The sequence below is a fragment of the Cyanobium sp. BA5m-21 genome, assembly GCF_024346235.1.
Lineage (GTDB): Bacteria > Cyanobacteriota > Cyanobacteriia > PCC-6307 > Cyanobiaceae > Cyanobium_A > Cyanobium_A usitatum.
Genome location: NZ_JAGQCO010000022.1, coordinates 18,077 through 41,404, shown reverse-complemented (window position 1 = coordinate 41,404; position 23,328 = coordinate 18,077). Strand labels below are relative to the sequence as shown.

Here is a 23,328-nt window from a genome sequence, read left to right as displayed (position 1 = left end):
CTTGCTGTCAATTTTGTTGCCGGAGGCACTCCAGTAGAGACTTGTGCCTGCAGCCACGTTGGTGGTCTGTACGGCGGTGGTGAGAATCTGCCCCTCATTCAGACGCGTGGCTGAGGCCTTGATCTGATAGTTGGGCGTTTTTGGTGCTGGCTGCGGCGTCAGCGAGGTGTCAATGATCTGCACCACGGCACTCTTGCCAACCTGCTTGGTGCGGGCTGCATTAGTGAAGAGCTTGATTTCCAGCTTTTCAGCGCCCTCGGTTTTGAGGTCGTTGCTGATTGTGCTGCTAATGCTGAACGTGCCCTGGCTGTCAACGCTGCCTACACCGGTGACGGCACCGTTGCTTAAGTCCGCGGCAGTGATGCCGGTTCCGGCGAGAGACCAGTATAGTTTTGTCCCTTTCTGTACATTCTTCGTTGTGACAGTTGCCTTGAGAGCCTGTCCTTCACTGAGAACAGCCGCCTCCGCCACGACGGCGTAAGTCGGTGTGAGGGCGACGGGCTTTTGGGTTAGGGAGGTGTCCCTGATGCTCACCTTGGTGGTGGTGCCGAGTTGTTTGGTCCGCGCTGAGTCACTGAACAGGCGAATCTCCAGGGTCTCGATGCCTTCGGTGAGCACATCGTTGGCGATCCGGTGCGAGAGGGAAAGCATGCCTTTGCCGCTGGCATCGGTAATGACCGTTCCCTCTCCCGTGAGGCCGCCAGTAGCGAAATCATTGTCGGTGATGTTGGCGCCGCCGAGCGACCAGTAGAGCAACGTTCCCGCGGCTACACCGGTGGTGTGAACCATCGTCGTCAGGCTTTGGCCCTCGTCTATGACGGTTAGGAGTGGGAGGATCTGGTAGTTCATCAAACAACCCGCGGTATTTATGAAGCTTTGTAACCCCCCCTCATTTTTGACTCATGGACGTCCAAGGCGTGGTTCAACCAGCAGAAACTGCGCTATCTGCACAACCTCACAAGCCCCCCTCGCTTCGAGGGCGTAAAAATGGCTTTGTGATAGGCCGACATGGCCAGAGATCGTGGGCGGCTGTCCCCCGAGTCATCATTTTGGCTGGATATGGCTTGGCTGGATATGGCTTTGCCGGCCTAAACCCCTTTCACTGGTCTAGCAACCCCAGGGCGATAGCCAGGGTGTCGGCTTCGCTGGCCGGTTTGTCGTGGCGCCAGCGGGCTATGCGGGGAAAGCGCACGGCGATGCCGCTCTTGTGGCGGCTGGAGCGCTGCAGCCCCTCAAAGGCCAGCTCGAAAACCTGCACCGGCTGCACCGCCCGCACTGGCCCGAAGCGCTCGCTGGTGTGGCTGCGGATCCAGCGATCCAGCGCCGTGATCTCGTCATCGTTGAGGCCGGAGTAGGCCTTGGCGAAACTCACCAACTCCCCCTCGGCGTTCCAGAGCCCAAAGGTGTAATCGGTGAACAGGTTGGCGCGGCGGCCACTGCCGGCCTGGGCGTAGAGCAGCACCGCATCGAGCGTGTAGGGATCGCGCTTGTGCTTCCACCACTGGCCCCGCTTGCGGCCGGCCAGGTAGGGCGAGGCCATGCTCTTGAGCATCAGGCCTTCGGCGGCGGCGCTGGCGGCCTGCAAGCGCAGCGGCTCCAGCTGCTCCCAGGCCGTTAGGGGTAGGCGGGGGGATAGGCGCAGGAGCCCGGCTGCCGGGGTGGGTGTCGTTTCAGGCAGGTCTTGGAGCAGCTCCTCCAGGGCTGAACGGCGCTGGCTCAGGGGGCGCTGGCGCAGGTCGTCGCCCCCCAGCTCCAGCAGGTCGTAGGCCACGAAGGCCGCCGGACACTCGGCCAGCAGCTTGCGCCCTGGCCCCTTGCGGCCCAGGCGGCGCTGCAGCTGGGCGAAGGGGGCGGGCTGGTCGGAGCCGGCGGGCCACACCAGGATCTCGCCGTCGAGCACGGTGCCGTTGGCCAGGCACCTTGCCGCTGCGAGCAATTCGGGGAAGGCGGCACCGATTAATTCTTCGCCGCGGCTCCATAAAAAAACCTCGTTGGCGCGGCGGATCAGCTGGCCGCGGATGCCGTCGAACTTCCACTCCGCTTGCCAATCGCTGGCGGGGCCGGCCGGCTGCTGCTCCAAGGGCGATGCCAGGTAGAAGGGGTAGGGGCGGCTGGGCACCGCTTCGGCTCCATCGGCTGGGGCCAGCAGGGCGGTGAGGGCGGCAGCACTGGGCTTGAAGCCGCCCATCAGCCGGTGCTGCAGCTGCGCTTCCTCCAGCCCACTGAGGCGTGCCAGGGCGCGCACCACCAGCCCCTGGGCCACGCCCACCCGCAGGCCACCGGTGAGCAATTTGTTGGCTACCAGCAGTTCGGATCTGCTGAGGCCCCGCCAAAGCTGCCGCACCGCTTCTGCCTGCTCGCTGCCCTCCAGGGCGGCGGCGGCCGGCAGCAGCTGCTCCATCCAGGTGTGTAGGGAGTGCTGCAGTGGTTCGCTCGCCCCAGCGCCCACCTGGGCCCAGAGCAGGGTGATCGTTTCGGCCGAATCACCAACGTGGGCGTAGCAGTCGTCGAACAACCACTCCGGCAGGGGGGATTCCTCCAGGCAGATCTGGCGCAGACGGCGGCCGGTGATCAGGCGCTTGCCCTGCTTGCCCAGCAGCACGTGCAGGGCCCAGGCGCCATCGGCGGCATCAACACCACTGAAATAGGCGACGAGGGCATCCACCCGGGCCTGGGTGCCGCTACTGGCATCGAGGGCGCTGTAGAGATCGGCGAAGCGACGCATGCCGGTTTCAGCCCGCCAGCGGTTCGGCGCTGATCCCTTCCACCTCGCTCAGGTAGCGGGCCAGGCCGTCGCTGTTGCCGTGGGTCACGTACACCTGCCGGGCGCCGCTCTGCTGCACGCTCTGGATCAGGCCGGGCCAGTCGGCGTGGTCGCTCATCACGAAGCCGCGCTCATAGCCGCGGCGGCGGCGAGCGCCACGCACCGCCATCCAGCCGCTCACGAACGCCGTTTGCGGCAACTTGAAGCGCTTCATCCACACCGAGCGGTGGGCCGACGGCGGCGCGATCACAAGGCGGCCCGCCAGCGATTCCCCCTTAGCGATTGCGCTCACCGCCAGGGTGGGCGGCAGCCGCACCCCCGCCTCCCGGTAGGCCGGCATCAGCGCTTCCACGGCGCCGTGCAGCAGGATCTCGTCTTTGACGCCGATGGCGGCTAGCTCCGCCAGCAGCCTCTGGGCCTTGCCGAACGCATAGGCAAACAGGATCGAAGGGCGCTCCGGCGCCGCCTGCCACCAGCTCAGGATCTCGCCTGCCACCTCGGCGCCGCTCTGCCAGCGGTAAATCGGCAGGCCGAAGGTGGCTTCAGTAATAAATACGTTTGCCTGCACCGGCTCAAACGGGGAGCAGCTGGGGTCGGCGCAGCGCTTGTAATCGCCGCTCACCAGCCAGCTCTCACCGCCCGCCTCGAGTCGGATCTGGGCGCTGCCCAGCACATGCCCGGCGCTGTGAAACGACACCCGGGCCTCCCCAATGCGATGGGCGGCGCCGTAGTCGACCGGGATCAGGTTGATCGTGGCCCCCAGGCGTTGCCGCAGGATCGCTTCGCTGGCGCCCACCGCCCAATATTCGCCGCAGCCGGGCCGGGCGTGGTCGGCGTGGGCGTGGGTGATCAGGGCCCGGGGCACCGGCCCCACGGGGTCTATCCAGGCCGCCGCCGCCCGGCAATAGAGCCCCTGGGGGGTGTGCTCCAGCAGGCTGCCGGTGGGGAGGGGCATGGGAAGAGGTTCTCAGGTTTCGTCCCAAAGGGTCTGCAGCGACCAGGGGCCGCCCTCCAGCAGCCAGAACGATCCATCCACCAGGCGGAGGTGCTGATCCAGCGAGGCGATCCGCTCGAGATCGGCCGGTGTGAGTGTGATCTCCGCTGCCGCCAGGTTTTCCAGCAGCCGCGCCGGGCGCACCGATTTGGGAATGGTGGAGATGCCGCTCTGCAGCTGCCAGGCGATCAGCACCTGGGCGGGGCTGCAGCCATGTTCCGCGGCGATCGCGCCGATCAATGGGTTTTCCAGCAGCACCGGTTCATCGGCGCCCTTGAGGGCGGCGGGCCGGTCCTGGGAGCCGAGCGGCGAGTAGGCGGTGAGGTGAACGCCCTCGGCTGCGCAGTCAGCCACCAGGGCTGGCTGTTGCAGTAGGGGGTGCCGTTCCACCTGATTCACCTCCGGCCGGATCCGGCAGTGGGCGAGTAGATCGTGGAGCTTGCGGCTGGAGAAATTGCTCACGCCGATATGGCGCGTGAGGCCCGCCTCCAGGGCCGCTTCCATTCCCTCCCAGGTGGATTCGAGCGGCACCTGCGCCGGTGGCAGCAGGTCATCGCCGCTGGTGGGAAAGGCCACGCCTTGCTTGATCGGCACAGGCCAGTGGATCAAATAGAGATCCAGCCACGCCAGGCCGAGATCAGTGAGGGTGTGGCGCAGCGCCGCTGCGACGTTGTCCCGTCCATGGGCATTGCACCAGAGCTTGGAGGTGATCCATAGCTCCTCCCGCTTCACCTCGCCGGCATCGATGGCGCCGCGGATCGCCTCGCCCACCTCTGGCTCGTTGCCGTAAACGCTGGCACAGTCGATGTGGCGGTAGCCCAGCCGGATGGCCTCTCGCACCGCGGCCCCCACTTCACCCGGAGCCGATTTCCAGGTGCCAAGCCCCAGCAGGGGCATGGAGTCGCTATTGGCGAAGGTGACAGTGCGCATGGGGGCACCTTAGGGAGCCTTGCCTAAGGCGAACTCTCTGTTTAGGTATCTGCCCTGGCGGCGGCTCAGCGGCTCATGTCCAACATTTTTTCGATCGGTGCCAGGGCCCTTAGCCGCAGCGCCTCATCCATCAAGATTTCTGGTTCCATTCGATCGAGGCACTGCCACACCTTTTCCAGGGTGTTGAGCCGCATGTAGGGGCAGGCGTTGCAGCTGCAGCCGTCGGCGCCGGGCACCTCGAAAAAGGTCTTTTGGGGCAGCTTCAGCCGCATCTGGTGCAAGATCCCCGGCTCGGTGAGCACGATGAAGCTGGTGGCGGGGCTCTGCTCTGCTTGACGCAAAAGGGCGCTGGTGGAGCCGATGAAGTCGGCCAGGTCCAGCAGGTGTTGCTGGCACTCGGGATGGGCCAGCACCTCAGCCGCTGGGTGCTCGAGCTTCAGCTGCAGCAGGGCTTGTTCGCTGAAGGTCTCATGCACGATGCAGCTGCCTGGCCAGAGGGTGAGCTGGCGGCCGCTCTGGCGCTGTACCCAGCGGCCCAGGTTTTGGTCGGGGGCAAACAGGATCGGCCGGTCGGCTGGCAGCTGCTTCACCAGATCCACCGCGTTACTGCTGGTGCAGATCAGGTCGCTGAGGGCTTTCACTGCCGCCGAGCAGTTGATGTAGCTCACGGCGATGTGGTCTGGATGCTCGGCGCGGAAGGCGGCAAACTCCTCTGCCGGGCAGGCATCCGCCAACGAGCAGCCGGCCTCCAGATCTGGCAGCAGCACGGTTTTGTCCGGGCTGAGGATCTTGGCGGTCTCCGCCATGAAGTGAACGCCGCAGAACACGATCACCTCGGCGTCGGTGGCGGCGGCCTTGCGCGAGAGCTCTAGCGAGTCGCCGATGAAGTCGGCGATGTCCTGAACGGCTTCGTCTTGGTAATAGTGCGCCAGGATCACGGCCTTGCGCTCCTGCTTCAGGGCGCTGATAGCGGCGGGCAGATCTTGCGGTGCGTGGTTATTGGTGGCGGTGAAAACCAACCGGGGGCCTCAGCTGATGCAGGATGGCATGAGCCTAGGCAGCAGTGATGGCGGTATCCGGCGGGGGTAAAACGCTCCGCATTGCCATCGCCGGAGATCTGCATGGTGAATGGGACCACAGCGACCATGCGCTGCTGGACTGCCTGGCCCCCGATGCACTGCTCGTCGTGGGCGACCTAAGCGATGGTCAGCAGCGAATTCCGGCCCTGCTGCGCCAACTGCCCATGCCAGTGGCCTGCATCCTTGGCAACCACGACACCGGCAAGGACGCTTCTGGGCGCACGCTGCAGCACCAGATCGACCTGCTGGGAGAGGTTCACTGCGGCTGGAAAATGCGAGCCCTGAGCCCGCCGGATCTGGCGGTGGTGGGGGGGCGGCCGGCAACCGCCGGCGGTGGCTTCAAGCTTTCTCGGGCGGCGCTGGCTGCCTTCGGTCCGGTGAGCTTGCAGGAGTCGGCCGATCGGATCACGGCCGCCGCCGCCACCGCACCCACCGACTGGCCCCTGGTGTTGCTGAGCCATAGCGGACCCTCCGGACTCGGCAGCGATGCCACCTCCCCCTGCGGCCGCGACTGGAAGCCACCCGCCTGCGACTGGGGTGATCTCGACCTAGCCCTGGCCATCCGCCAGATCCGCCTCAATCGCCCGGTGCCGTTGGTGGTGTTTGGGCATATGCACCACGCCCTTAGGCGCGGCCAGGGGGATCGCCAAAGCTTCTGCCGCGACCGGGCCGGTACCTCCTACCTCAACACCGCCTGCGTTCCCCGCCATGGCACCGATGGCGCCGGCCAGGCCCTGCGGCACTTCAGCTGGGTGGAGCTGGTGGGCCAGGAGGTCGTGAGTGCCAGCCATCGCTGGTTTGGCCTGGGTGGTGAGCTGCTCTACGAAGAGCGCCTCTGGACTGCTCCCAACCCGGCCCCTAACCCGGCCCCCAACCCAGCTCCCGAACTGGCGCCGTGCTGATTTATGCCTGCGTCAGTGCCCATGGTTTTGGCCATGGCTCCCGCACCGCTTCCGTTTTAACAGCCCTGCATGGGCTGCGGCCCCACTGGCGCTTGGTGTTGTCCACGGCCCTACCTGAGGCCTTTCTGCGCTCTGCCCTGGGGCCCGTGCCCTTTGAACACCGCCCCTGTCGTTGGGACGTGGGCGTGGTGCAGGCCGATGCCCTTGGAGCGGACGCTGGGGCAACCCTGGCCGCCCTATCGGCCCTGGAAGCTGAGCTGCCCGCCCAGCTGGCGGCTGAGCAGGCCTGGCTGGCGGCCCAAGCGATGCCGCTGCTTGTGCTTGCAGACGTGCCCCCAGCGGCGGCGGCCTTGGCTCGAGGCCTCGGGGCGCCTCTGATCTGGCTGGCCAGCTTTGGCTGGGAGGCTATCTACGGGGCGATGGGTGCCGCTTTCAGCCCCTGGGCCGACCTTTGCCTGGCGGCCTACCGCCAGGGCGACCTGTTGCTGCGCTGTCCCCTGGCGATGCCGATCGACTGGGGCATCCCCGAGCTGGCGATTGGGCTCACCGCCGGCAGCCCCCGGCTTGAGCCAGGCAGCCTGGCCCGCCAGCTGCAGTTGCCGGAAGAGCGTGATCGTTGCGTGCTGGTGAGTTTTGGGGGGCTGGGCTACGACCTGGATCCGGAGTTGCTGCAGCTCTGGCCCGATCACGTGTTTATTAGCCCGGATCCCCGCCTGGCCTCAGCTGCCAACTGCCGCCTGCTGCCTGCTGGGGTGAGACCGCTGGAGGTTTTGGGGTACTGCGCCCGCCTAATCACCAAGCCCGGGTATAGCTCCTTTTGCGAGGCCTTGAGCGCCGGCGTGGGGGTGCATTTGGTGCATCGCGAGGGTTTTGCCGAAGCGCCCGTGCTGGAGGCGGCTTTGCTGCGCCACGGCTGGCACCGGCTGCTCAGCCAGGAGCAGGCCCGCCAGGGGGATTGGCAGCTCGACCAGCCCTTGCAGCCCCCCAATGGTGAGCCACTGGCTAGCGATGGCGCGGTCCAGGCGGCCGAGGCGCTGGCAGCTTTTGTAGCGGGCCGTTCGTTTTAGTCAAAAATTCAGGCGCAATTTACCTGGGTCACAGTGATCTGAACTGTTTGCTGTAGTTGTTGACACCGGTAGACACTTATGTGATTGGCACTAACTCCATCCTGTCTGGGTGGATTGATAGGCAAATTGGCACAAACAAATCTTTTCTTCGCATTTCAGATTTGGCCGCCTGCAGGCGGTCTGCCGTTTGATCCGCTCCGGTATGACCTTGCCCAGCACCTGTTTTCGATCCGCCCTTGCCTTGGCCGTAGGCCTGGGCACCCTTTCCCTGACTGCTCCGGTAGCCCAGGCATCTGAGCTGCTCCAAGCATCCGAGCTGCTCCAAGCATCCGGGCCCACTCAGCCCAGCTTCCCCACGGCTCTGGCCCTGCCCCTGCCCCCACCACCGGTGCGGATCTTCGCGATCACGGCTGAGCGCCGCGCCCTGCTCAACACCATTCGCTACGCCGAAGGCACCTGGGCCGATGGCGACGACATCGGCTACCGGATCATGTTTGGTGGCGGCCTGATGCCCTCCCTGGAGCGCCATCCCGACCGGGTGGTTCGCACTGCCCGCTATGCCAGTGCCGCGGCGGGTGCTTACCAGTTCATGCCCTTCACCTGGACCATGGTTACGCGCTCCTTGGGAATCGAGGCCTTTGGCCCCCAGGTCCAAGACCAGGGCGCCGTCTACCTAATTCAGCGTCGTGGTGCCCTGGCCCTGGCTGATCAAGGCGTGTTCTCGCCCTTGCTGGCTGCCAAATTGGCCCCCGAGTGGGCCAGCTTTCCCACCCTCGCTGGCCGCAGCTTCTACGGCCAGCCGGTGAAGCGCTTCCACGACCTCAAGCGCTTCTACGACGACAACCTCAGCCGTCTGCGCGATCAGCAGCCCCAGTCCATAGCCAGGGCTGAAATCAAGCCCGCCTGTGCGCCTGCGGGCTCCTTGCGCTGTCAGCTCGAGGGGCTTGAAAAGCTGGGACCGCGCAGCCGCAGCCAAAACCCCGGCTGAAGCTTCTAACCCTGATCGGCATCCTTGAGCCTGGCCTTACCTACGGTGGCTCCGGCGATTAGGTAAGCGCCAAGAGCTGCGCCGAGGAAGGCCAGGGTGTTGCGGGCAACCGGCAGCAGGTCGTTGGTGCGGGTCAGGATCGGGCCCAGGCCTAGTGCGCCAAACAGGATCAGCCACAAAGGTGAGAGCAGCAGCACCCAGGCCCACTCCACCTTGCGACCCTCTTTGCGCGGGTAGGAAGCGAAGCCCGCCACCAGGCCGCCGAGCATGGAAGTGGAGAGGGTGAGCAGCCACTGCTCGCGTGGCAGGCCCGGCACCACCTGGCAACCACCCCGCTCCAAACACATTTCCACCGCTGCTAGGGCATCGACAATGGCGGCGTCCTGGCCGTTGTCGCGCACGTAGTACTGGTTGCCGAAGCGGGTCTGCAGCTCCACCCAGTAGGTGCGGGGCATCAGGGCGAATAAGGCATCGCCGACGTTGAAGTTGAGCAGGTTGCCGCCGCGCTCATCGGCCACCAGCAGCAGGCTGCGTTCGTCCAGGTTCCAGAAGTCCTTCACCGCCTGGCCTGGGGTGCGGTCGTACTGGGTGAGCACCCGCAGTTTCCAGCCGGTATCGGCCTCGAAGCGGGTGAGATTTTCTTCCAGGCTGATGCGCTGACCATCGGTGAGGGCCTTGGCCAGGTCGATCACCGGGGTGGGGTGGTCCGGTAGGAGGTCGGGGTTGTCGTAGGCCTGGGCCGGAGCGATACCCACACCCAGCCAGCAGGCCAACACCAGCAACAGCGACACCAGCGCAGGCAGCACGGCGTTCCAAGCGCGACCCATTCACCAGCCTCAGCGAAGATGCATTCTCCCTGAGCAGGCGTCTGAACGTGAGCTTGCCCCCCTGGCTGCTGCAGCGCCTCGAGGCCGTCGGCGCAGCGGTCCCTTTCCGCACCTACATGGAATGGGTGTTGCACGATCCGTTGCACGGCGCCTATGGGGCTGGCCGGCTGCGCATCGGCCCGGCGGGGGATTTCGCCACCGCCCCCTCCCTCGGCCCTGATTTCGCGGCCCTGCTGGCACCCCAGCTGGCCGAGTGGCTCACTGCCCTGGCGGCCGGTCCCGGGCCCCTGGCCCTGGTCGAGGCAGGGCCAGGGGAGGGCAGCTTGGCCCTGCAATTGGCCCAGGCCCTGGTGGCTGGTTGGCCCCAGCTGGCCCAGCGCCTGGAGCTCGTGCTGGTGGAGCCCAACGAGGGCATGGCGGCCCGTCAGCGAGCCCTGCTGCAGGACTGCCCCTTGCCCTGTCGCTGGGCCAGCTTCGCCGAGCTGGCGGCATCACCGCTGCGCGGCGTGGTGCTCGCCCATGAGGTGCTCGATGCCCTGGCGGTGGAGCGGATCGAGTGGGACGGGGCTCTCTGGCGCCAGCAAGTGGTGGCGCTGCACGAGGGCCCTGGGGCGGAGCTCTCGCTGCGGCTGGAGCCCGGCGAGCCCCTGGAGCCGGCAGCGGCCGCCCAACTCGAGCCCCTCGGACTCCTGCCCCCAGCGCCCCAGCGCCCTTCCGGCTGGTGCAGCGAGCTGCACCCGGGCCTGGCCCCCTGGCTGGCTGAATGCGCCGCAGCCGTGGCCGAGGGCCAGCTGCTGGTGATCGACTACGCCTTAGAGGCCTGGCGCTACTACGCCCCCCAGCGCTCTGGCGGCACCTTGATGGCATACCGGGGCCAGCAGGCCAGCGGCGATCCGCTGCTGGAGCCAGGCGCCTGGGATCTCACAGCCCATTTGTGTGTTGAGAGCGTCGATGCCGCCGCCGCCTCCAGCGGCTGGCTGCCCCTGGGCCAGTGCCGCCAGGGCCAGGCCCTGCTCGCTCTGGGCTTGGCCGAGCGGCTGCACGGGCTGCAGCAGGAGGCCCCGGCTGCCCTGGCCACCGTGCTGGCCCGGCGCGAGGCCCTGCTGCGGCTGGTAGACCCCGTGGCTCTGGGAGATTTCCGCTGGCTGGCCTACGGCCGGGGTGTGGCCCCAGTGCTGCCCCGCTTCAGCCGGGAGCCGGGATCGCTGCCTCCAGCCATTGGTTGAGGGCTTGGGGCTGCTGGGTGGGACTGCTGGTGATTTCGATGATCCGCCCGCTGGCGGCCGGGGTTTCCAGGGCCTCTAGGCACACCCGGGCCACCAGGCGGCGGGGCAGGCTGCTGCTCTCCTGCTGGTTGGGGCCGGAATAAACCACCCCCTCCCTTTCGCTGCGGCTGTCGTCCTCGCTGAGGCCGCCGGGGCGCACCACGGTCCAGTCGAGTCCGCTTTCTTCAAGCCAGCGCTCGCCTAGGCGTTTCCACACCAGGATCAAGCCAAACAGGTTTAGGGGGTGCTGCCAGCGACCGGCGCAGAGCGAACTCACCAGCACCACCCGCTTCATGCCCACCGCCTGACAGGCGCGGATCTGATCGCGCACCCCGAAGGCATCCACCTTGAGGGGGCCGGCCAGATCCACTGATGGCCGGGCGCCAGTGGCGATCACCAGGGAGTCACAGCCGCTCAGGGCGGCATGCAAGGCCTCGGTGGCACTGAGATCCAGGCGCCGCACATCGAGCCGCCCTTGCTGCTCTGCTTCAGCCAGGGCCGCTGGCAGCACCGAGCCGGGCCGCACGATCGCCCGCACCGCCAGGCCCCGCTTCAAGGCTTCATCCACCACACGCCAGCCGGTTTTTCCGGATGCTCCCGTCACTGCCACCAGGCTCATCGCTGCATCTCCGCCACCACAGCTCCATGTTGCTCGTTTGGGGGATTAGCTGGCAGCAGGCTGCGCATCAGCCAGGTTTCAGCTGCTAGCGGCCGCAGCAGCCGGCTCAGGATCACAGCCAGGGCAAGCGGTTCGGCTGGCGCCCGCCGCGTCGGCCACTGGCCATCGCGGCGGTATAGCCGTTGTTGCAGCCACTCTTGGCGCTCCTCCGCAAGCTCGTTTGAAATCGGTGCCCAGCTGCAGCCCAGGCGCCTGCCGCGGCAGGCCTCGATTCTCAGGAGCCAGCGACGGCCGTCGCTGGTGGTGAGTTCGAGTGCTTGCCCCGGCTGCGGCGATGCCTGCTCCAATTCAAGCTCGAGGCCCGCTTCGCTTAAGGCCACCAGTTGGGCGGGCTGGCCAGCTAGCTGCACCGACTCTCGCCAGGCCAGCCAGGGCACGGCATCGCTGCGGGGCCGATCCCAGCAGCAGCGCAGGGCGGCCAGCAGCAGCAGCACATTCACTAGGGCCCAGCCCACCCCGAGGGCCAGGGTGGCCTTGCTCTCGGGCAATAGGTCTAGCCGGATACCGCTGGCGATGGGCAGCAGATTCAGCAAGGCCACCAGCTGCAGGCTGAGCAGGGCCAGCAGGGGCAACAGCAGACGCGGTTCGGGGTTGGTTTGGCGGCCGCTGGCCAGGGCCTTGGGTGTGACCCGGAAGGGTAGGGGCCTGCCCAGCAGGGTGCCCAGCACCGCTCCCACCAGCGGCAGCAGCACCACCAGGCGGTAGAGCTCGCTGGTGAGTGCGGTGCGGCTGTGGGCCGTAAGCCAGCGAGCCAGCACAAGCTGGGCGCCGTAGAGGGGCAGGGCCATCTGCAGCAGTCCGGCACCGCTGACGCGCAGCGGCGCGATGCCCAGCACCCCCAGGCTAAGGGGCATCAGCAGCAGCAGCAGCTGGGGCAGCGCGTTGAGCCAGTGCAGGATTCCCTCGAGAAAGGCAAGCCGCTGGATCGGATTAAGGCCCTTGATCAGCAGGGGGTTGGCACCGGTGCGCAGGGTCTGCAGGGTGCCGCTGGCCCAGCGGCAGCGTTGGCGGGCAAAGGCGGCGGCGGTGAGGGGCGCCAGGCCAGCGCTGAGCTTCTCCGGCACGAATAGCAAACGCCAGCCGGCGGCTGTGAGCCGAATGCCGGTGGCTAGGTCTTCCGAGGGGGTGCCCGTCTCGAAGCCACCCACCGCCAGCAGGGCGGAGCGGCGCACCACAAACGACGTCCCCGCACACACCACCGCCCGGAGCCGTTGGCGCACCGGCTCAATCCAGCGGTAGAAGCTCTCCTCATCCGGTAACAACCAACGCTCCAGAGCCAGGTTGCGGATCACCGGATCGGCATTCATATAGGTCTGGGGTGTCTGCACCAGGCCCACCTCGGGGCTATCAAATAGCCCAACCGTTCGCTCCAGGAAGCCCCGCACCGGCACAACGTCCGCGTCGAATACGGCGATCAGCTCGCCCTGCAGCTCCGGCAGTACATGGTTGAGGTTGCCGGCCTTGGCATGCTCCCGCCGCTCGCGGCTGCGGTAGTGACAGCCCAAGCCCTTGCACAGCTCCGCCAGCTCCGGCCTGCCGGAATCGTCGAGTAGCCAGAGGCGGAAGCGGCCGTAGTTGAGGGCGCGGCAGCCGCGCAGGCAGCGCTCCACCACCTCGATCGGCTCGCCGTAGCTCGGCACCAGCACATCCACCCAGGGCAAGCTGGCGGCCTGCTTGGGGTCTGCGCTAGCCGGGGCTTGTCTTTGGGCCGGTGCCAGGGTGAACAGCAGCTGCAGGAAGCCGTGGGCCAGCAGCCAGAGCTCGGCTGCCAGCAGCAGCAGGCTCAGCGCTGCAGCCAGGGGGCTATCGAGGTTGAGGGTGGCTGTGCAGCGCCAAAAGACGTAGCGACCAGCCAGCAGGGCCAACAGCAGTACGGCCCAGGGCAGGGCCATCAGCCGGGTGGAGCCGGGGGTGGGCAGACGCGCAAGCTGAAGTCACAGCTCCAGATGGTGGCCTTTTGCCAGCTCAAGGGAATTTCCAGCAGGTCCCTAGGTCCCGTGATCCCCTGGGCCAGAAAGATCAGGGCCGCCAGGGCGTTGGCACTTAGGTGCAGGCGCCGCCAGCGCAGTTGGCGCTGGATCTCCGGACGGGCCGCTAGGGAGAAGAGCAGCAAGCCGGTGAGCCCCATACCGCCCCAGAAATGGGATTGCCAGAAGGCTGGATCGAGGGGGTTGTCGCTGAGCCGCCAGATTTCAGGTTGCATGCCCAGGCCGATCACCCCTATCCAGCAGAGCAGGGCAAAGCTGGCCCGGTAGCTGGCTTGCCGCACCCGCCACAGAGCTACCAGGGCCAGCACGCTGCCAGCCAGCACGAGCAGCAGCAGGGAGCTGCGCATGGCGTCGAGCTGGCTGGGCTTCTGGGTGAGGATCACCACCGCGTAGGCAATCAACTGGATGGCCACCACCGAGCTGGTGAGCCAGCGCCCCAGGGCGGTGTGTTCGCTGCCGGAGCTTGCCGGCGCCTTGCCCAGGCTGAGGCGGCGCCGGCGGGTCTGGAGGGCCAGCTGCAAGACAGCGCCCAGCAGCGGAAAAACCAGGGCTACCGCCAGGGCGGGATGGAGCAGCCAGAGCCAGTCAACGCTGCTCATCGTCTTGGAGGCTGTAGGTGTGCGGTGCCTAAACCCTAATTAGCCCAGCTGGCTGCCTACGGTGCGCTGGATTGCAAAACGTTGTGGCAGGGCCAATCATTCGCGCCAGCGGGTTGAGCAAGACCTACCGAATCAGCGAGAAGCAGCCTGGCCTGGCCGGCACAATCCAACATCTGCTGCGGCGACGCCATCGCGATGTGCTGGCGGTGAATGGAATCAGCTTCACGATCGAGCCGGGGGAGATCGTTGGCTTCCTGGGCCCCAATGGCGCCGGTAAGACCACAACCTTGAAGATGCTCACCGGCCTGATCCACCCCAGCGGCGGCGAGCTGGAGGTGGCAGGTCACCAGCCATTTCGGCGTCAGGCCCGCTTCTTGCGCCAGATCACCCTGGTGATGGGCAACCGCCAGCAGCTGATCTGGGACCTGCCCGCCCTCGATTCGCTGCGGGTTAATGCCGCTGTCTATGGCATTGCGGAGGCGGAGGCCCAGCGGCGTATTGGCCAACTCGCCGAGATGCTGGAGCTGGGCCAGGAGCTGCGGCGACCGATGCGCAAGCTTTCCCTGGGCCAGCGGATGAAGGCCGAACTGCTGGCGGCCCTGCTGCACGAGCCGGCGGTGTTGTTTCTCGATGAGCCCACCCTGGGTCTGGATGTGAATGCCCAGGCGCGGGTGCGGGATTTCCTCGCCGACTACAACCGCCGCACCGGCGCCACCGTGCTGCTCACCAGCCACTACATGGGTGACATCACTGCCCTCTGCCCGCGGGTGCTGCTGATCCACCAGGGCCAGCTCTTCCACGATGGCTCCCTGGCCGATCTCACCCAGCGGTTGGCCCCCTGCCGCCAGGTGCGGCTGGAGCTTGCCGACCTCCATCCACCGGAGGCCTTTGCCGGTTTCGGCCAGCTCGAGGCCCATCAGGGCCACCTGGTGCGGCTGCTGGTGCCGCGGGCCCAGCTCGCCCAGCAGGTGGCGGCGCTGCTGGAGCGCTTTGCGGTGGTGGATCTGGAGGTGAGTGATCCGCCGGTGGAGGAGCTGATCGGCGGTTTGTTCCGCCAGCGTGATTCAAACTCCGAGGCTTCCCAGTGAGCTGGGCCTGGCGGGTGGCGCGGGCGCTGCTGGGCAGTCAGTACGCGCTGATGCTCGAATACCGGGCCGAGATCGCCCTCTGGGCCCTATCTGGGGTGTTGCCCTTGATCATGCTCGGCGTTTGGAGCGGCTCGGGCGCGGCGGCGGCGGCTGGCCTCTCACCCCAGCAGCTCAGCCACTACTTCCTGGCTGCCTTTGTGGTGCGCCAGTTCACGGTGGTTTGGCTGATTCAGGTGTTCGAAGACGACGCCCTGCAGGGCCGCCTGTCGCCCTTCCTGCTGCAGCCGCTTTCGCCGCTCTGGCGATACCTGGCGGCCCATTTTAGTGAACAGGCGTCGCGAATCCCGTTTGTGGCCGTGATGGTGCTGGTGGTGGGGCTGGCGGCGCCCGGCTTGCTGTGGCTGCCGTCAGCGGGGGCTTTGCTGCTGGGAATCCTGGCGATTGTGGCGGCCTTTCTGCTGCGCTTTCTGCTGCAGGTGCTCGTTACCACCCTCTGTTTTTGGAGTGAGCGGGCAGCGGCCCTCGACCGGCTGTTGATGATTCCCTATCTGTTTTTATCGGGCATAGTTGCACCCCTTGACACCTTTCCTCCAGCGGTGCGGCGGCTGGCCCTGGCCACGCCCTTCCCCTGGATGGTCGACTTCCCCGCCCGGCTGCTGGCCGGCGAACCGGTGAATGTGGCTTTGGGTTTTGGGGCGATCGCCGCCTGGTGCCTGCTGCTGCTGCCGATCGGCCACTGGCTGTGGCGGGCGGGCCTGCGCCGCTACTCGGCGATGGGCGCGTGAGGGAGTTTGCGCGCTACTGGCGCAGCCTGCGCCGCTTCTGGGGCACCTCCCTGGCGGCCGAACTCGAATACCCGCTCAATGCCTGGATCGAGTTGCTGTCGGTGCTGGGCAACCTGGCAGGCAGCGTCTTTGTGCTGCAACTGCTGTTTGGTGGCGGGCCCCAGCTGGGGGGCTGGAGTTGGAGCGGCGCTTTGGTGGTGCTGGGCCTCTACACCGTGCTGGATGGGTTCACCACCTGCGTGTTGCAGCCCAATCTCAGCCGCATCGTTAACCACGTGCAGACCGGCACCCTCGACTACGTGCTGCTCAAGCCGATTGATAGCCAGTTCTGGCTGTCGGCCCGCACCGTGTCGCCCTGGGGGTTGCCAGGAATATTGGCTGGCCTTGGCTTGATCGCCTGGGCCCTGCTGAACAAGGGTCCTGGGGCTCCATCCGGCCTGCCGGCGGCAGGGCCCGTGCTGCTCTCCCTGGCGCTGCTGCTTGCAGCCCTGGTGATTCTTTACAGCCTCTGGTTTGTGTTGGCTGCCCTCAGCATCTGGTTTGTGAAGGTGTGGAATGCCACCGAGGTGTTGCGCTACACCCTGGTGGCGGGTCGCTACCCAGTGAGTGCCTATCCGCCGGCGCTGCGGTTGCTGTTCACCTTTGTGCTGCCGGTGGCCTTCCTCACCACCGTGCCCGCCGAGGCGCTGCTGGGGCGGGGTTCGGCCATCTGGGCTTTCGGTTCTTTGCTGGCCGCCGGGCTTTGCCTGGCTGGCAGTCGCCTGCTGTGGCGCTACGCCCAGCGCTTCTACACCTCTGCTTCTAGTTGAGCGGAGCTGCGGGTCAGCGCGCCATCATCGATCCACCGGCTCTCCCCAGTTGCTGCCGCACCCCATGGTGATCCCCGCTCCTGCCAATCCCACCTCCAGCATCAGGGAGGAGCACTGGTTGCAGCGTTGGTATCCGGTGGCCTATCTGCAGGACCTCGACCCTCGCCGCCCCACGGCCTTCACCCTGCTGGAGATGGATCTGGTGCTGTGGTGGGACGCTGCTGGCCAGCAGTGGTGCGCCTTTGCCGACGTCTGCCCCCACCGGCTCGTGCCCTTGAGCGAAGGCCGCCTCAACGAAAGGGGTGAGCTGGAGTGCCCATATCACGGTTGGAGTTTCAACGCCCAAGGCAGCTGCACCGCGATCCCCCAGGCCGAAGTCGCAATCGACGCCAACCCCCGCAGCTCCTGCCGCCGCTACGCCACAGCCAGCGCCCAGGGGCTGCTGTTTGTGTTCGCCGGCGACCATGCCGCGGCTGCGGCGGTGCCCCTGCCGCTGGTGCCCGTGCTCGAGGAACCCGGCTGGCTGGTGCAGGACACCTTCCGCGACCTGCCGATGGATGCCCTCACCCTGCTGGAGAACGTGCTCGATGTGAGCCATGTGCCCTTCACCCACCACCGCACGGTGGGTAAGCGCCAGAACGCTGCTCCGGTGGTGGCCGAGCTCACAAGCTTCGGGCCGGAGGGGTTCACCGCCACTTGGCCCGAGGGCCCGCGCCGGGGGCGCCTGGGCAGCCAGTTCACCACCTTTCAGGCGCCGGGCCTGATGTGGCACGACCTCACGGCGAAGGGATTTGCCCGCTTTCTCACGGTTGTGTATGCCACGCCGATCCGGGCTGGGGAATGCCGCTTGTTTGCCCGCTTTCCGTTTCAGTTCCGCTCGCTGTTGCCCAGGCTCCTGCTGCGGGCTCGGCCGGTGTGGTTGCAGCACATCGGTAACCACACGGTGCTCGAAGACGACCAGGTGTTTCTGCACTGGCAGGAACGGGTTCAAAGCCAGGCGAGCTTTCTGCCCACCAGCGCCGACATCTACGTGCGGGCGTTGCATAGATGGGTCAAAGATGTTGCTGGCCAGCCATGCCCAGGCTCCGCCCTGCCGCCCCGGCTGGGTCGGGTAGCCCTGATGGATCGCTACGACAGCCACACCCGGCACTGCCGTGCCTGCTCCGGTGCTCTGCGGCAGATACGCCGCTGGCGGCCGCTAGTGCTGGTGGCCCTGGGGGTGGAGCTGCTAGTGGCGGCCTGGCTGCCCGGGCTGCCGGCGCGGTTGACCCTGCTGGTGCTGCTTGGCGGCAGCGCCCTGCTACTGCGGCAGCTAAACCGCTGGGAGCGCCAGCTATTGCGCGGCGACGGCCACCCACCCCGCAACGCCCTTTAGGCGCAGCTGGCGAGCGCGCTGCGGATGGTTGCTTCGCTGACGTCGCTGCGGATCTCAACCCTGCCGATGCCTGTGGGCAGCACGAAGCGCACCTGACCCTCCCTCACCTTCTTGTCGCCCTGCAGGCAGGCCAGCACGGCGTCGGGGTCGAGGGCTGGCCAGGCCAGCGGCAGACCTGCGGCGGCGATCACGGTTCGCTGGCGGGCCTGGTCGCTAGCGCTCCACAGGCCCATGGCCAGGGAGATTTCGCCAGCCGCCAGCATGCCCAAGCCAACGGCTTCGCCATGGAGGTAGGTGCCATAGCCGCAGAGGGTCTCCACCACGTGGCCCAGGGTGTGGCCGTAGTTGAGGATCGCCCGCAGGCCCCCTTCGTGTTCGTCGGCGGCCACCACCTTCGCCTTGGCGGCGGCGGAGCGCACCAGAATTCGCTGCAGCAGCTCGGCTGACAATGTGTTCAAGCTGGCTAGCTGGGGGCCGCTCGCCTCTAGCTCGGCCAGCAGCTCGGAGTCGCCGATCACGCCGTATTTGATCACCTCGGCCATGCCAGCTCGAAATTCGCGCTCCGGCAGGGTGCCAAGGCTGCTGGGGTCGATCAGCACCAGGCGCGGCTGGTGAAAAGCGCCGATCAGGTTTTTGCCGCCGGGGTGATTGACGCCGGTCTTGCCGCCGATCGCCGCATCCACCATCGCCAGCAGGGTGGTGGGCACCTGAACCACGGCAATGCCTCGCAGCCAGGTGGCTGCCGCAAATCCCGCCATGTCGCCAACTACGCCACCGCCAAGGGCAACGATCAGCGAGCCCCGCTCCAGCCGGCGGGCAAAGGCTGCGTCATGGATCAGGCCCACGGTGGCTGGGGTTTTCTGATCTTCTCCCGCCTCGATCACGAGGGTGCTGGCATCGAGGCCAGCCGCGCTGAGGCTTTGCAGGGCAGTGGCGCCGTAATGGGCTTCCACCACAGCGTTGGTCACCAGCAGCACCTTGGTGCCGGCTTTAAATCCCAGGCCCCGAATCTGGTCGCCCAGACTCAGCAAGGCTGCCGAGCCGATGATCACCGGGTAAGGGGAAGCCTGCAGCTCCACCCTGATCGTTTGCAGATCCATAGGGCGATCATCCTCCAGCCCAGGTACTTTGCCTTGCATGAGCGAGGCCAATCTCCGCAAGCGCACCGCCACAGCCTGGGGCTTTTTGACGCCTGCCCTGGTGCTGATCGGCCTGTCGGTGCTGATTCCGGCAGCGATGGCCTTGGTGATGAGCTTCAGCCAGGCCGGCCTCGATGTCAGCGAGCCGCTGCGCTTCGTTGGCCTGGCAAATATCCGGCGCCTGCTGGCCGACCCGATGTTTTTCCGGGTCACCGGCACCACCCTTTTGTATTTGCTGGGAGTGGTGCCCCCAATCGTGGTCGGCGCCCTGGCCCTGGCCGTGCTGGTCAACCGCCAGTTGCCTGGGATCCACTGGTTTCGCGGTGCTCTGTACACCCCGGTGCTGGTGTCGATCGTGGTGGCGGCCATTGCCTTTCGCTGGATCTATGCCGAAAACGGCCTGATAAACGGCTGGCTCACCGCCCTGTTGGGCAGCCGCTTCGATCCCATCGGTTTCCTCACCTCGCCGCTGCTGGCCCTGCCGTCGGTGATGCTCGTGACCCTCTGGAAGGGCCTCGGCTACTACATGGTGATCTTTCTGGCCGGGCTCCAGGGCATCTCCCCCGATCTCTACGAGGCGGCGGCCCTCGATGGCAGTGAGGGCTTGCGCAAGCACCTAGACATCACCCTGCCGCTGCTGCGGCCCTACATCACCCTGGTGGCGGTTATTTCCGCAATTGCGGCCACCAAGGTGTTCGAAGAGGTGTATTTAATGACTCAAGGTGGCCCTGCCGATTCGACCCGCACCCTCGTTTACTACGTCTACGACCAGGCTTTTGCTGAGCTGGAGATCAGCTACGCCTGCACGATTGGTTTGGCACTGTTTTTAATCGTGTTGATGCTGAGTTTGGTGCGCTATCTCTTCGCCGGTGATCGCGGCCTCACTTGAAGAGCCTGTTACTAGACCAGTCCCGGAAGCCTGCCTAGGGTTCAGCCGCCTGAGATGAAGGCCATGACTTCCTCCGGTGGCAAACCCCGCTCCAGCCTCAGCGAGCGCCAGATGGTGGGCCTGTTTAGCCTAGGGATGGGCGTGGTGCTGTTTCTACTGATCCTGATGCGGGGCCAGCAGGCCGCCCGCGAGGGAAACCAGGAGTTCAGCAACGACACCTACAGGGTGCTGGTTTCGCCACTGGTGTTTTCAGCTTTTGGCGTGGTGTTGTTGCGCTCCCCTAAGGCTGGGGCTGGCGCCCGGGGACGGGCGCTGGAGCAGTCGCAGCGCACCACCCAGTCGGCCCAGGCCGCCCTATCCAGGGTTGATGAGGGAGCTAGCCAGCAGCTGGCCCAGGCTCGCGCCGAGGCGGCGGCGGCACTGGCAGCGTTGGAGTCGCTCCAGGGCGAACAGGACCGAACCGCAGCCCAGGCGGGCGCAAAAATTAGGGCTTTGCAGGCTGAGCTCTCTGCCGCCCAGCAGGCTCACGTTCAATTAGAGGCCAACCTGCGCCGCGATCTGGTTACCCAAACAGCCGACACCAGCGGTGCTTTGGCGGCCGTCCAGTTGGTGGAGGGCAACCTGGATGCCTTCGCCGGTGGCTTCAATGATCAATTGGCAGCGGTTCGGCGTCAGCTCGATGGGTTGATTGCCAGTCAGGAGCAGCAGCTGGCCCAGCTACGCAGCGAGGCAAGCCAAGCCCAGGCGGCTCTAGACCGACTTCGCGGCGACCAGGAGGCCCAGGAAGTGGTGGACCGTTTGGAGCAGGGCGCCCCAGCTTTTGTGGCTGCCGCCCCAACAGCCGCTACCGGTTCCGATGCCTTCCTGAGTTGCTACCGAGAGGCTTGCGAAGAGCTGGGAGTACTACCAGGCAGTGGTTGGCAGGACGTGCGCACTACCTGGCGCCGTAAAGTGGTCGATTGGCATCCAGATCAGGGTGGTGACTCCAGTCTTTGGGTCCGCCGCAATGCTGCCTATCAGCTGCTTGTGGCCTGGTACGAGTTCAACGGGGCGTCCTGATTCATACGCTGCAAGCTGCGAGTTCCAAGATCCGTGGCTGGTGCCAACCCTGTGACTGAGCCAGTTGCTAGCGCTGCAGTTGCTATCGGTGTAGTTGGTGGCGGCCAATTGGCCTTGATGCTTGCCGCCGCTGCCCGCAAGCTCAATGTGCCCCTGCATGTTTTGACACCAGTGGCTCAGGATCCAGCCACTGCCCTTGCCAGCAGTGTGGTGCTGGCTGAACTCGACGATGTGGCGGCCACCCGGGAGCTGGCGCGCCGCAGTGGCGCGATCACCTTTGAAAACGAATGGGTAGACCTGCCGGCCCTGGCGCCGCTCAGTTTTGACGGAGTCGTCTTTCTGCCAAGTCTGGAGGCCCTCGCTCCCCTAGTCAGTAAGCGGGGCCAGCGGCAGTTGCTGCAGGATCAGGGGTTGCCATGCCCGTGCTGGTGCGATCTGCCCACCAGTGGCCTGTTGCCTGAAGGCTTCAACTACCCAGTGATGGCCAAGGCCTCCACCGGCGGCTACGACGGCAAGGGGACAGCCGTGTTGCGCAGCCCTGAAGATCTCACGGCCCTGCTGGCAAGGGTGCCCCTAGGCGACTGGATTCTTGAGGAGTTTGTCAACTTTGAGCAGGAGCTCTCCCAGCTCGCCTGCCGCGACCGGGCTGGCAACGTGCGCTGTTATCCCTTGGTGCAGACCCACCAGCACCAGCAGGTATGCGACTGGGTGCTGGCGCCGGCCTCAGTGCCCCATGCGGTGCAGGCCTATGCCCGCAATATCGCCGCTTCCCTGCTCACGGCAATCAATTACGTGGGCGTGATCTCCATTGAGCTTTTTTATGGGCCGAGCGGTCTGCAGGTTAATGAAATCGCCCCCCGCACCCACAATTCCGGCCATTTCACGATCGAGGCAGCCCATACCAGCCAGTTCGAGCAGCAGGTGAGGATCGTTGCTGGCCTGCCGATGGGGTCTGTCGAGTTCCAGGTGCCGGGGGCACTGATGGTGAATCTGTTGGGCTTTGAAAGTTCGGAAGCCGACTACCAGGCTCAGCGGGATGATCTAGCTGGCATACCGGAGGCCACGGTGCACTGGTACGGCAAGGAGGGCTCCAGCCCAGGACGCAAGCTTGGTCATGTCACCCTGCTGCTGCACGGGGTCACAGCTGGGGAACGGGCTGGCCAGGCGGAGCAGCTTTTAGAGCGGGTCAGATCCATCTGGCCCCTGCCCCCGCAAAACCCGTAATCGGCCTACACTTCCAGAGGACTGCCTTGTTGGTGACTGCCTTTTACAGTTTTCTGATCTGACTCCCTTTTCGACATGGGGGTCTGCAGCGGAAGCAACGTAAACCGGCCTCGTAGCCGGAAACGGCGCCCCGTCCTTGACCCTCTTCTGGTTCCACCAGGTCGAACACTGGGGCAAAACGGCACGGCGGTCCACCCCTTTCAAATCAACGCCTCTCGATGAGTTCGGCGGGGGCGTAGCGAACCTTCGCCAGTGAGGCGTACTTATCGCTGCTGTCGCGATAGCCAGCCGCACACACCACACAGCTGCGGTAGGGCGAGTCCGCCAAGTTGAGAATGCGGTCGTAAGCAAGGGGATCGAAGCCTTCGATGGCACAGGTGTCCACTTCGAGCAGGGCTGCAGCTGTCATGAAGGTGCCCAGGGCGATGTACACCTGGTTGCTGGCCCAGCGGTCGATCTGCTGGCTGCGAGGCCCATTGATCAGGTCGACATCGATCATCTGGCGGTAGGTGGCCAGGGCGGCTGAATCGAGGCCGCGAACGGCTGCCATCGTTTCGATTAGGCGATCGGCTTCGGCGGCGCCGATCTGGCGTTGCACCAGGAACACCACCAGGTGAGAGCAGTCGGTGATCTGGCTCTGGTTCCACGACTCGGGGCGCAGCTGCTCGCGCAGGGCGGGGTCGTTTATCTCCAGAAATTTCCAGGGCTGCAGGCCATAGCTCGATGGGCTCTGCACGAGGGCGTCCTCCAGGGCGGCCCAGGTGGTGTCGTCAATGCGGCGACTGGGGTCAAACACCTTGGTGGCGTAGCGCCAGGCCATGGCCCCATTGAGCTGCTGGGGGGAGATCGGCATGGTGGGGTGGCGACAACGGTGGAGA

The 23,328-nt window shown here is 66.0% G+C and carries 22 protein-coding genes and 1 other RNA gene; 12 read left to right on the top strand and 11 right to left on the bottom strand.

The window, feature by feature from the left end; translation table 11 throughout:
- The 5 genes from KBY72_RS08405 to nadA all read right to left on the bottom strand — a co-directional run.
- The coding region (locus KBY72_RS08405) for a hypothetical protein (protein ID WP_254993369.1) at positions 1 to 849 on the bottom strand (849 nt) is incomplete at its 3' end.
- A gap of 250 nt (positions 850 to 1,099) precedes the next feature.
- Positions 1,100 to 2,725, bottom strand: a complete 1,626-nt coding sequence (locus KBY72_RS08400) for an ATP-dependent DNA ligase (RefSeq protein ID WP_254962209.1) — start codon at positions 2,723 to 2,725, stop codon at positions 1,100 to 1,102.
- 7 nt (positions 2,726 to 2,732) lie between these two features.
- Positions 2,733 to 3,719 (bottom strand): ligase-associated DNA damage response exonuclease, encoded by a 987-nt coding sequence (locus KBY72_RS08395; RefSeq protein WP_254993368.1) that lies wholly within the window; start codon positions 3,717 to 3,719, stop codon positions 2,733 to 2,735.
- 12 nt (positions 3,720 to 3,731) lie between these two features.
- Positions 3,732 to 4,688 carry an aldo/keto reductase gene (locus tag KBY72_RS08390; RefSeq protein WP_254930761.1) on the bottom strand — a complete coding sequence of 319 codons (957 nt, stop codon included), beginning with the start codon at positions 4,686 to 4,688 and terminating at the stop codon, positions 3,732 to 3,734.
- Between the two features lie 65 nt (positions 4,689 to 4,753).
- Positions 4,754 to 5,707: a quinolinate synthase NadA gene (gene nadA, locus KBY72_RS08385; protein ID WP_254961274.1), complete on the bottom strand. Its 954-nt coding sequence runs from the start codon at positions 5,705 to 5,707 to the stop codon at positions 4,754 to 4,756.
- 47 nt (positions 5,708 to 5,754) lie between these two features.
- On the opposite strand from nadA, the gene KBY72_RS08380 reads away from it, so the two are divergent.
- The 3 genes from KBY72_RS08380 (at position 5,755) to KBY72_RS08370 (ending at position 8,724) form a co-directional block, all read left to right on the top strand.
- On the top strand, positions 5,755 to 6,669 hold the full coding sequence (locus KBY72_RS08380) for a TIGR04168 family protein (protein WP_254930763.1): 915 nt from the start codon (positions 5,755 to 5,757) through the stop codon (positions 6,667 to 6,669).
- A complete protein-coding gene (locus KBY72_RS08375; protein ID WP_254930764.1) occupies positions 6,663 to 7,736 on the top strand; it encodes a hypothetical protein in 1,074 nt (357 codons plus the stop codon). Before KBY72_RS08380 ends, KBY72_RS08375 begins: the two co-directional genes overlap by 7 nt.
- Before the next feature lie 202 nt (positions 7,737 to 7,938).
- The gene (locus tag KBY72_RS08370; protein WP_254961276.1) at positions 7,939 to 8,724 is read left to right on the top strand and encodes a glycoside hydrolase family 104 protein; all 786 of its coding nucleotides are present in this window, start codon (positions 7,939 to 7,941) and stop codon (positions 8,722 to 8,724) included.
- A 5-nt stretch (positions 8,725 to 8,729) separates the two neighbouring features.
- Here the strand turns inward: KBY72_RS08370 and KBY72_RS08365 are convergent, their stop codons facing one another.
- The gene (locus KBY72_RS08365; RefSeq protein ID WP_254930766.1) at positions 8,730 to 9,551 is read right to left on the bottom strand and encodes a TPM domain-containing protein; all 822 of its coding nucleotides are present in this window, start codon (positions 9,549 to 9,551) and stop codon (positions 8,730 to 8,732) included.
- Between the two features lie 47 nt (positions 9,552 to 9,598).
- On the opposite strand from KBY72_RS08365, the gene KBY72_RS08360 reads away from it, so the two are divergent.
- On the top strand, positions 9,599 to 10,777 hold the full coding sequence (locus tag KBY72_RS08360; protein ID WP_254993367.1) for a class I SAM-dependent methyltransferase: 1,179 nt from the start codon (positions 9,599 to 9,601) through the stop codon (positions 10,775 to 10,777).
- Here the strand turns inward: KBY72_RS08360 and KBY72_RS08355 are convergent.
- From KBY72_RS08355 to KBY72_RS08345, 3 genes are read right to left on the bottom strand one after another with little or no spacing between them, the layout of a single operon-like run.
- Positions 10,737 to 11,435: an SDR family oxidoreductase gene (locus KBY72_RS08355; protein WP_254930768.1), complete on the bottom strand. Its 699-nt coding sequence runs from the start codon at positions 11,433 to 11,435 to the stop codon at positions 10,737 to 10,739. The genes KBY72_RS08360 and KBY72_RS08355 overlap by 41 nt on opposite strands.
- Positions 11,432 to 13,387, bottom strand: coding sequence for a glycosyltransferase (locus KBY72_RS08350; protein WP_254961279.1), 1,956 nt, complete (start codon positions 13,385 to 13,387; stop codon positions 11,432 to 11,434). Before KBY72_RS08350 ends, KBY72_RS08355 begins: the two co-directional genes overlap by 4 nt.
- The gene (locus tag KBY72_RS08345; RefSeq protein ID WP_254930770.1) at positions 13,387 to 14,082 is read right to left on the bottom strand and encodes a DUF4079 domain-containing protein; all 696 of its coding nucleotides are present in this window, start codon (positions 14,080 to 14,082) and stop codon (positions 13,387 to 13,389) included. Before KBY72_RS08345 ends, KBY72_RS08350 begins: the two co-directional genes overlap by 1 nt.
- 95 nt (positions 14,083 to 14,177) lie before the next feature.
- Here KBY72_RS08345 and KBY72_RS08340 point away from each other — a divergent pair, with 95 nt between their 5' ends.
- The 4 genes from KBY72_RS08340 to KBY72_RS08325 all read left to right on the top strand — a co-directional run bounded on the left by KBY72_RS08340 (position 14,178) and on the right by KBY72_RS08325 (position 18,139).
- Positions 14,178 to 15,170 (top strand): ATP-binding cassette domain-containing protein, encoded by a 993-nt coding sequence (locus KBY72_RS08340; RefSeq protein ID WP_254993371.1) that lies wholly within the window; start codon positions 14,178 to 14,180, stop codon positions 15,168 to 15,170.
- A gap of 50 nt (positions 15,171 to 15,220) precedes the next feature.
- A complete protein-coding gene (locus KBY72_RS08335) occupies positions 15,221 to 15,955 on the top strand; it encodes an ABC transporter permease (RefSeq protein WP_254930774.1) in 735 nt (244 codons plus the stop codon).
- Entirely contained in the window at positions 15,952 to 16,764 is an 813-nt protein-coding gene (locus KBY72_RS08330) for an ABC transporter permease (RefSeq protein WP_254930771.1), read from the top strand. Before KBY72_RS08335 ends, KBY72_RS08330 begins: the two co-directional genes overlap by 4 nt.
- A gap of 64 nt (positions 16,765 to 16,828) precedes the next feature.
- Positions 16,829 to 18,139: a Rieske 2Fe-2S domain-containing protein gene (locus KBY72_RS08325; RefSeq protein ID WP_254993366.1), complete on the top strand. Its 1,311-nt coding sequence runs from the start codon at positions 16,829 to 16,831 to the stop codon at positions 18,137 to 18,139.
- Here KBY72_RS08325 and aroB read toward each other — a convergent pair.
- Entirely contained in the window at positions 18,136 to 19,239 is a 1,104-nt protein-coding gene (gene aroB / locus KBY72_RS08320) for a 3-dehydroquinate synthase (protein WP_254961283.1), read from the bottom strand. The genes KBY72_RS08325 and aroB overlap by 4 nt on opposite strands.
- Positions 19,240 to 19,276: 37 nt before the next feature.
- On the opposite strand from aroB, the gene KBY72_RS08315 reads away from it, so the two are divergent.
- The 4 genes from KBY72_RS08315 (at position 19,277) to ssrS (ending at position 22,647) form a co-directional block, all read left to right on the top strand.
- Positions 19,277 to 20,167 carry a carbohydrate ABC transporter permease gene (locus KBY72_RS08315; protein ID WP_254961284.1) on the top strand — a complete coding sequence of 297 codons (891 nt, stop codon included), beginning with the start codon at positions 19,277 to 19,279 and terminating at the stop codon, positions 20,165 to 20,167.
- Between the two features lie 63 nt (positions 20,168 to 20,230).
- Positions 20,231 to 21,226: a hypothetical protein gene (locus tag KBY72_RS08310; protein ID WP_254961285.1), complete on the top strand. Its 996-nt coding sequence runs from the start codon at positions 20,231 to 20,233 to the stop codon at positions 21,224 to 21,226.
- Positions 21,227 to 21,277: 51 nt separating this feature from the next.
- The gene (locus KBY72_RS08305; protein WP_254961286.1) at positions 21,278 to 22,450 is read left to right on the top strand and encodes a 5-(carboxyamino)imidazole ribonucleotide synthase; all 1,173 of its coding nucleotides are present in this window, start codon (positions 21,278 to 21,280) and stop codon (positions 22,448 to 22,450) included.
- A gap of 15 nt (positions 22,451 to 22,465) precedes the next feature.
- A non-coding RNA gene (gene ssrS / locus KBY72_RS08300) (6S RNA) lies at positions 22,466 to 22,647 on the top strand.
- Between the two features lie 8 nt (positions 22,648 to 22,655).
- Here ssrS and KBY72_RS08295 read toward each other — a convergent pair.
- Positions 22,656 to 23,303 (bottom strand): NAD(P)H-dependent oxidoreductase, encoded by a 648-nt coding sequence (locus KBY72_RS08295; protein ID WP_254961287.1) that lies wholly within the window; start codon positions 23,301 to 23,303, stop codon positions 22,656 to 22,658.
- Positions 23,304 to 23,328: the final 25 nt, after the last annotated feature.

Bases quoted from the DNA above. Each gene is read 5' to 3' on its own strand.
- KBY72_RS08400 (WP_254962209.1), bottom strand. From the start codon at position 2,725: ATGCGTCGCTTCGCCGATCTCTACAGCGCCCTCGATGCCAGTAGCGGC.
- KBY72_RS08395 (WP_254993368.1), bottom strand. From the start codon at position 3,719: ATGCCCCTCCCCACCGGCAGCCTGCTGGAGCACACCCCCCAGGGGCTC.
- KBY72_RS08390 (WP_254930761.1), bottom strand. From the start codon at position 4,688: ATGCGCACTGTCACCTTCGCCAATAGCGACTCCATGCCCCTGCTGGGG.
- KBY72_RS08380 (WP_254930763.1), top strand. From the start codon at position 5,755: ATGGCGGTATCCGGCGGGGGTAAAACGCTCCGCATTGCCATCGCCGGA.
- KBY72_RS08370 (WP_254961276.1), top strand. From the start codon at position 7,939: ATGACCTTGCCCAGCACCTGTTTTCGATCCGCCCTTGCCTTGGCCGTA.
- KBY72_RS08365 (WP_254930766.1), bottom strand. From the start codon at position 9,551: ATGGGTCGCGCTTGGAACGCCGTGCTGCCTGCGCTGGTGTCGCTGTTG.
- KBY72_RS08355 (WP_254930768.1), bottom strand. From the start codon at position 11,435: ATGAGCCTGGTGGCAGTGACGGGAGCATCCGGAAAAACCGGCTGGCGT.
- KBY72_RS08350 (WP_254961279.1), bottom strand. From the start codon at position 13,387: ATGGCCCTGCCCTGGGCCGTACTGCTGTTGGCCCTGCTGGCTGGTCGC.
- KBY72_RS08345 (WP_254930770.1), bottom strand. From the start codon at position 14,082: ATGAGCAGCGTTGACTGGCTCTGGCTGCTCCATCCCGCCCTGGCGGTA.
- KBY72_RS08335 (WP_254930774.1), top strand. From the start codon at position 15,221: ATGCTCGAATACCGGGCCGAGATCGCCCTCTGGGCCCTATCTGGGGTG.
- KBY72_RS08325 (WP_254993366.1), top strand. From the start codon at position 16,829: ATGGTGATCCCCGCTCCTGCCAATCCCACCTCCAGCATCAGGGAGGAG.
- aroB (WP_254961283.1), bottom strand. From the start codon at position 19,239: ATGGATCTGCAAACGATCAGGGTGGAGCTGCAGGCTTCCCCTTACCCG.
- KBY72_RS08315 (WP_254961284.1), top strand. From the start codon at position 19,277: ATGAGCGAGGCCAATCTCCGCAAGCGCACCGCCACAGCCTGGGGCTTT.
- KBY72_RS08310 (WP_254961285.1), top strand. From the start codon at position 20,231: ATGACTTCCTCCGGTGGCAAACCCCGCTCCAGCCTCAGCGAGCGCCAG.
- KBY72_RS08295 (WP_254961287.1), bottom strand. From the start codon at position 23,303: ATGCCGATCTCCCCCCAGCAGCTCAATGGGGCCATGGCCTGGCGCTAC.